Genomic DNA, 6,640 nt, shown 5'->3' on the forward strand with positions numbered 1-6,640 from the left:
CGCAGCCGGGGCGCGCCGTCCAGCGCGTCCACCGCGGCGAGCGCCGCCCCGCCGTACGGCAGCGCGGCGCCGCCCTGGTCGAGCGGGGTCACGCCCAGCGCGGCGAGCATTCCGGCGCCGGCGTCGTTGGTGCCGGAGCCGCCCAGCCCGATCACCACAGTGCGGGCACCGCTCTCCACCGCGGCGGCCACCAACAGACCCAGCCCGTACGAGGTGGTGGTCTTCGGGTCGCGCTCGGCTGCGGAGAGCAGGTGCAGGCCGCACGCCTGCGCGCTCTCCAGGTAGGCGGTCGAGCCGTCGGCGGTGAGCAGGATCTCACCGGCCGCCGGCCGGCCCAGCGGGTCGACCGTCGACACCGGCACGCGCCGGCCGCCGAGGGCTTCGGCGAGCACCTCCACGAAGCCCGGTCCACCGTCGGCGAGGGGCCGGATCAGCAGCTCGTCTCCGTCGGTGACGGTGCGCCAACCGTCGGCGACGGCGGCGGCCACCTCCGGTGCGGACAGGGTGCCGGCGAACTTGTCCGGGCAGAGCAGCACGCGCATGCCGAGCAGTGTGGCAGCCCACACCGAGCGAGGCTGCGTCGCGCTCGCGCTGTGGGACCATGGGCTACGTGACTTCGACCTGGGTGGAACCCTCCAACACGGCGACAGCTCTGCTGCTGCTCGGCCGGGGCAGCGACCCCGACACCGAGCGCGGCGTGGAGTGTCCGGGCGACCTGCCGGCGCCCAGCGATCCGGATCTGGTGGCCCGTGCCACCGCCGCGAAGGCGAAGCTGGGCAGCAAGGTCTTCGTGCTGGGGCACCACTACCAGCGCGACGAGGTGATCCAGTTCGCCGACGTGACCGGCGACTCGTTCAAGCTGGCCCGGGAGGCCGCGGCCCGCCCGGACGCGGAGTACATCGTCTTCTGCGGCGTGCACTTCATGGCCGAGAGCGCCGACATCCTCACCACCGACAGCCAGCGGGTGATCCTGCCCGACCTCGCGGCGGGTTGCTCGATGGCGGACATGGCGGTGCTGGGCCAGGTCGAGGCCGCGTGGGACACGCTGACCGAGCTGGGCATCGCCGGCGACACCGTGCCGGTGACGTACATGAACTCCTCGGCCGACATCAAGGGTTTCGTGGGCCGCAACGGCGGCGTGGTCTGCACCTCGTCCAACGCCAAGCGCGCCCTGGACTGGGCCTTCGAGCAGGGGTCGAAGGTGCTCTTCCTGCCGGATCAGCACCTGGGCCGTAACACCGCGGTGCTGGAGATGGGCCTGTCGTTGGACGACTGTGTGCTCTACGACCCGCACAAGCCCGGTGGTGGGCTCACCCCGGAGCAGCTGCGCGACGCCAAGATGATCCTGTGGCGGGGGCACTGCTCGGTGCACGGCCGGTTCACCCTGGAGAGCGTCAACGACGTACGGGAGCGGGTGCCCGGGGTCAACGTCCTGGTCCACCCGGAGTGCCGGCACGAGGTGGTCACGGCCTCCGACTACGTCGGGTCCACCGAATACATCATCAAGACGATCGAGGCGGCTCCGGCCGGCTCGGCGTGGGCGCTCGGCACCGAGCTGAACCTGGTCCGCCGGCTCGCGCTGGCGCACCCGGACAAGCAGATCATGTTCCTCGACAAGGCCGTCTGCTACTGCTCGACGATGAACCGGATCGATCTGCCGCACCTGGTCTGGGCTCTGGAGGAGCTGGTCGCGGGCCGGGTCGTCAACCAGATCACGGTGGACGCCGACACCGCGCACCACGCCCGGGTCGCGCTTGATCAGATGCTCGCGCTGCCCGGCGCGGACACTCCGCCGCCGACGGCGTCCTGATCACGATCCGTAGCGCTCTTGGTACGCAAAAGTGCCGGATCACCGATTAATGCCACACACGCCGATGTGACCGAGTCCTTTTTCGTCACCGAGGGCTATGCTGCCCAAGCGACGACACACGCGGGCCGTTTCGACATGGCCGCATCCGGGGTAGCGACAAGGTTCAGGCGCCCCACCATCAACACGGCAGCACCGACGCGCTGGAGGTTGCGTTGACCGACGACGTCCTGGTTGTGCACGGAGGTACTCCGCTCGAAGGGCGGATCCGCGTGCGCGGCGCGAAGAACCTGGTATCGAAGGCGATGGTCGCCGCGTTGCTCGGCGACAGCCCGAGCCGGCTGTTCGACGTGCCCAAGATCCGCGATGTCGAGGTGGTGCGAGGTCTGCTCGGCCTGCACGGCGTCAAGGTCACCGACGGCACCGAGGACGGCGAGCTCGTCTTCGACCCGGCGAACGTGGAGAGCGCCAGCACCGACCAGATCAACGTGCACGCCGGTTCCAGTCGGATCCCGATCCTGTTCTGCGGCCCGCTGCTGCACCGCCTCGGGCACGCGTTCATCCCGGATCTGGGCGGCTGCCACATCGGCCCGCGCCCGATCGACTTCCACCTGCAGGCGCTGCGGGAGTTCGGTGCCACTGTCGACAAGCGGCCCGAGGGGTTGCACCTGTCCGCGCCGAACGGGCTGCACGGCACCAAGTTCGCCCTGCCGTACCCGAGCGTCGGTGCCACCGAGCAGGTGCTACTGACCGCCGTGATGGCCGAGGGCGTCACCGAGCTGCGCAACGCCGCGGTGGAGCCGGAGATCATCGACCTGATCTGCATCCTGCAGAAGATGGGCGCGATCATCAAGGTCCACACCGACCGGGTGATCGAGATTCAGGGCGTGCCCAAGCTGCACGGCTACACCCACCGGCCGATCCCGGACCGGATCGAGGCGGCGAGCTGGGCGGCCGCCGCCCTGGCGACCCGTGGTCACGTCGAGGTGCTGGGCGCGCAGCAGGCCGACATGATGACCTTCCTGAACATCTTCCGCTCGGTCGGCGGCGAGTACGAGGTCACCGACGCCCGCGCGCCGAAGCTGGGCGACCCCGGTCAGGAGGGCGGCATCCGCTTCTGGCACCCGGGTGGCGAGCTGAACGCGGTGGCGTTGGAGACCGACGTGCACCCCGGCTTCATGACCGACTGGCAGCAGCCGCTGGTCGTGGCGCTGACCCAGGCCCGCGGCCTGTCGATCGTCCACGAGACGGTCTACGAGCAGCGGCTGGGCTACACCGAGGCCCTCAACTCGATGGGCGCCAACATCCAGGTCTACCGGGACTGCCTCGGCGGCACCCCGTGCCGCTTCGGCCGGCGTAACTTCAAGCACTCCGCGGTGATCGCCGGGCCGAGCAAGCTGCACGCCGCCGACCTGGTCATCCCGGACCTACGGGCCGGGTTCAGCCACCTGATCGCGGCGCTCGCGGCCGAGGGCACCTCCCGGGTGTACGGCGTGGACCTGATCAACCGGGGCTACGAGGACTTCGAGGCGAAGCTCGCCGACCTGGGCGCGCACGCCGAGCGTCCGTAACCTCGGTCACCCCATCGTTCGACTACGACGGCTCCAGGTCGCGCTGCGACCTGGAGCCGTCGGCCGTTGTACCGCGATGTGCACCTGGCGCGGACCGTTGGCTACCCTTGCCGCGTGCCGTCGCTCTTTCGCCGCAAGTCCACCGACCTCGTCGACGAGGCCGTCACCTCGGTGACCCCCGAGGAGACCGCTGAGCGTCCCCGGGGTTACACCCCGGCCAAGGGTCGGGAGACGCCCAAGCGGCCGACCGCCGGCCGTCGCCCGGCCGGCCCCACTCGCCCCCTCACCAAGGAGGAGGAGCGGGAGCGTCGCCGTCAACTGCGCGCCGAGGCGGCATCGGAGTTCCGCCGCGAGGGTGGCCCCCGCGACCGTGGCCCGGAGCGGCTGCTGGCCCGCAACGTGGTCGACTCCCGTCGTACCGTCGGCACCTGGTTCTTCGGCGGCGCGCTGATCGTGCTGGTCGGGTCGAACGCGGCCATGCCGCCGCTGGTCCGGCTGATCTCCAACGTGCTCTGGGGCGCGCTGGCGCTGGGTGTGGTCGTCGACTCGGTGCTGATCTGCCGCAAGATCAGCAAGCTGGTCCGGGAGCGCTTCCCGAAGACCGACCAGCGGATGGGCTCGCTCTTCCTCTACGCGGTCATGCGGTCGATCACCTTCCGGCGGATGCGCGCTCCGGCGCCCCAGGTCAAGCTGGGCGACAAGGTCTGACCCCCCGGGCTCCCACGCCCGCACCCTGGCGCCTGCGCCCGCAAGATCCGCGCAACATCAGCGAAACTGCTGCCTCAGACATCTCCGAGGCAGCAGTTTCGCCGTAACTGCGCGGATCTTGCCGCGTGTTCATCATGCTGAACGGGTTGCCGTTGTTCGCCACGCCGAACGTTCGACCCAATGGAGCGAAGGCATGCCTTCGGAACCGGCTGCCCCGCTGGCCACCATCGCCGCCGCCCTGCGCCGGGAGCGGGAACGGGTCGGCATCTCGCTGACCGAGCTGGCCCGCCGGGCGGGGGTGGCCAAGTCCACCCTCTCCCAACTGGAGTCGGGCACCGGCAACCCGAGCGTGGAGACGCTCTGGGCGCTGGGCGTCGCCCTCGGTGTGCCGTTCAGCCGGCTGGTGGAGCCCGTCGACGACGGTGTACGGGTCATCCGGGCCGGGGACGGGCCGCACGTCCGCTCAGAGCAGGCCGACTTCAGCGGAACGCTGCTCAGCGCCGGTGCGGCGCACCTGCGCCGGGACGTCTACCTGATCAGGTTGGAACCGGGCGCGGTCCGAGCCGGGCAGGGCCACACCCCGCGCAGTATCGAGCACGTGGTGGTCGCTGCCGGCCGGCTGCGGGTGGGGCCCGAGGCGGCACCGGTCGAACTCGAACCCGGCGACTACGCCACGTTCCCCGGCGACGCCCCGCACCGTTACGAGGCGCTCGCTCCCGGTACGTTCGCCGTCCTCATCATGGAGCACCCCTGAACGAGGACGGCGATCCCGCCGCAGCCGGGTGGCCTTCAAGTGCGGTATGGTCGGACGCCAGATTCGCTTATAGGACCAAATGTCCGAAACCAATGGGATAACGTTTGCGCCGGTGGGCGGCACCACAGTGGCGGTGAGCGAGCCCACGCCGTTACCCTCCATCCGCAGCCACGGCCTGCCGGAGCAGCGATCTGACCGGCACGTGCGGCCCCAGCGCGACAATTTGCAACGAGGTGACAACGCGTGAGCGAGCGGACGCGAGCCGGCCACCGGGGCGTGGCAGGCGGCGACCGGACGCCCAGCGGTCACCCGACGGCGGCTGCGGGCACCTCACTCCCGGCGAGAATCGGCCCAGCGGCCGGGTGTGGCGACGGGCTCGACGGATGAACGGCCGCTACAACGACCGGTGGTCAGACCCGAACGAACCGTCCTGGGTGGTCGAGCCGACCACCGAGTGGCACCCCCAGTTCCCCGGCCAGCGTTACGCCGGCGACATCGGCAGGCCGCATCAGCCGCCACCGCGTGGCCGCGCGTCGGTGTCCGGTCGCGCCGAGGTGCCACCGCTGGCGCCCACCCGCCCGGACGGCACCTACCTCGGCCGGTCCTGGTCAGACGAACCACCGGAGGAACAGGCACCGCACGGCCGTTCCTGGGTGGACGACGAGCCGGGCGAGACACCGGCCTACGGCCGACTCCGCGGCGACGAGCGCTCGGCGGACACCTCCGCCTACGGCCGGCCCGACAGCGCCGAGTCCCGCCACTACGACCACGAGCCGTACCGTCGTCCGCTGCCCGAGCCACCCCGCCGCGACGACCGTCGCTCGCCCGAGTCGGACCGACGTACCGCCTGGTCCGACCGACGCCCCGCCGACGAGCGGGGGCCCACGCGGGAAGCCGCCTGGCACCGGGACCAGCCCACCCCCGATCGGTACGACAGCCGCCGTCCCCGGCAGGAGCCCACCGAGCGGGATCGGGGTTACCAGGGCTCTCCGCCGGTCTCCCCCGCGCCCCGGCCCGAACCCGGCTGGGTGCCCGAGCCCGACGACACACCACGTCGGCGCGGCACACCGGAACGACCGGCCGCTGGTTACGAACGGCACACCGGCGACGCGTACGGCGGCCGACCCAACCGCGACCACGACGGCCGCATCGCCGACGGGGTCGACCCATGGGCCCCCGTGGACGGCCGCACGCGATACAGCGCCGACGGGTACCCGGACCGGGCCGCCGACGACCTGCGCCGCCCGGACTCGCGCTACCGGGCGGACGACGGCGTCGGCGCAGCGCCCTCACCCAACGGTGGACGACGGCGTCGCCCCGAGGCGGACCTGCCCGACCAGCCCCGCCTCGACGACGACCGGCGGCGGCCCGACACCGACCCGCACCGGCAGCAGCCCCGTGAGGCGGCGGCCCGCACCGAGGCGTACCCGGACCGGCGACCCCGCGAGCAGGCCCGCCCGGACGGGTACCGCGACAACGGCTACCGCGAGGACGCACCCCGTGAGGACGCGTACCGCGAGCCCCGGCCACAGCCGGGCCAACGGTCGGACGGCAGTCTGCCCTGGCCAGCACCGGGTCCGGTGCGCCAGGACCGCACCTCGGACCGTACCCGGGAGCCCGGCCACCGCAGCGACCCACACCGCAGCCCGGACCCGCACCGCCCCACAGACCCGCACCGCAGTCCCGACCCGCACCGCCCCACAGACCCGCACCGCAGCCCCGACCCGCACCGCCCCACAGACCCGTACCGCGGCGCCGAGCCGGGCATCGCGCCGCGGCCGGCCGCCCGGCCCGACCGGC

Annotated in this window: 5 protein-coding genes and 1 pseudogene; 5 read left to right on the top strand and 1 reads right to left on the bottom strand. The window is 72.1% G+C overall.

All coding sequences use genetic code 11. The features are described 5' to 3' along the window. Positions 1–542, bottom strand: a 542-nt coding sequence (locus tag GUI43_RS32895) for a glycerate kinase (RefSeq protein ID WP_146765983.1), incomplete at its 3' end; no start/stop codon positions are given. 68 nt (positions 543–610) lie between these two features. Between GUI43_RS32895 and nadA the strand changes: the two genes are divergently transcribed. The 5 genes and pseudogenes from nadA to GUI43_RS32920 form a co-directional block, all read left to right on the top strand. Beyond that, on the top strand, positions 611–1,810 hold the full coding sequence (gene nadA / locus GUI43_RS32900) for a quinolinate synthase NadA (RefSeq protein WP_112582836.1): 1,200 nt from the start codon (positions 611–613) through the stop codon (positions 1,808–1,810). A gap of 212 nt (positions 1,811–2,022) precedes the next feature. After that, positions 2,023–3,378 carry a UDP-N-acetylglucosamine 1-carboxyvinyltransferase gene (gene murA, locus GUI43_RS32905; RefSeq protein WP_030337972.1) on the top strand — a complete coding sequence of 452 codons (1,356 nt, stop codon included), beginning with the start codon at positions 2,023–2,025 and terminating at the stop codon, positions 3,376–3,378. Positions 3,379–3,492: 114 nt separating this feature from the next. Next, positions 3,493–4,086: a DUF3043 domain-containing protein gene (locus GUI43_RS32910; RefSeq protein ID WP_112582817.1), complete on the top strand. Its 594-nt coding sequence runs from the start codon at positions 3,493–3,495 to the stop codon at positions 4,084–4,086. A 193-nt stretch (positions 4,087–4,279) separates the two neighbouring features. Then, a complete protein-coding gene (locus GUI43_RS32915) occupies positions 4,280–4,840 on the top strand; it encodes a helix-turn-helix domain-containing protein (RefSeq protein WP_112589148.1) in 561 nt (186 codons plus the stop codon). Positions 4,841–5,223: 383 nt separating this feature from the next. Next, positions 5,224–6,640, top strand: a pseudogene (locus GUI43_RS32920) (hypothetical protein); the annotation flags it as partial.

Source organism: Micromonospora noduli, from assembly GCF_003264365.1.
Classification (GTDB): Bacteria; Actinomycetota; Actinomycetes; order Mycobacteriales; family Micromonosporaceae; genus Micromonospora; species Micromonospora noduli.

Bases quoted from the DNA above. Each gene is read 5' to 3' on its own strand.
- GUI43_RS32915 (WP_112589148.1), top strand. From the start codon at position 4,280: ATGCCTTCGGAACCGGCTGCCCCGCTGGCCACCATCGCCGCCGCCCTG.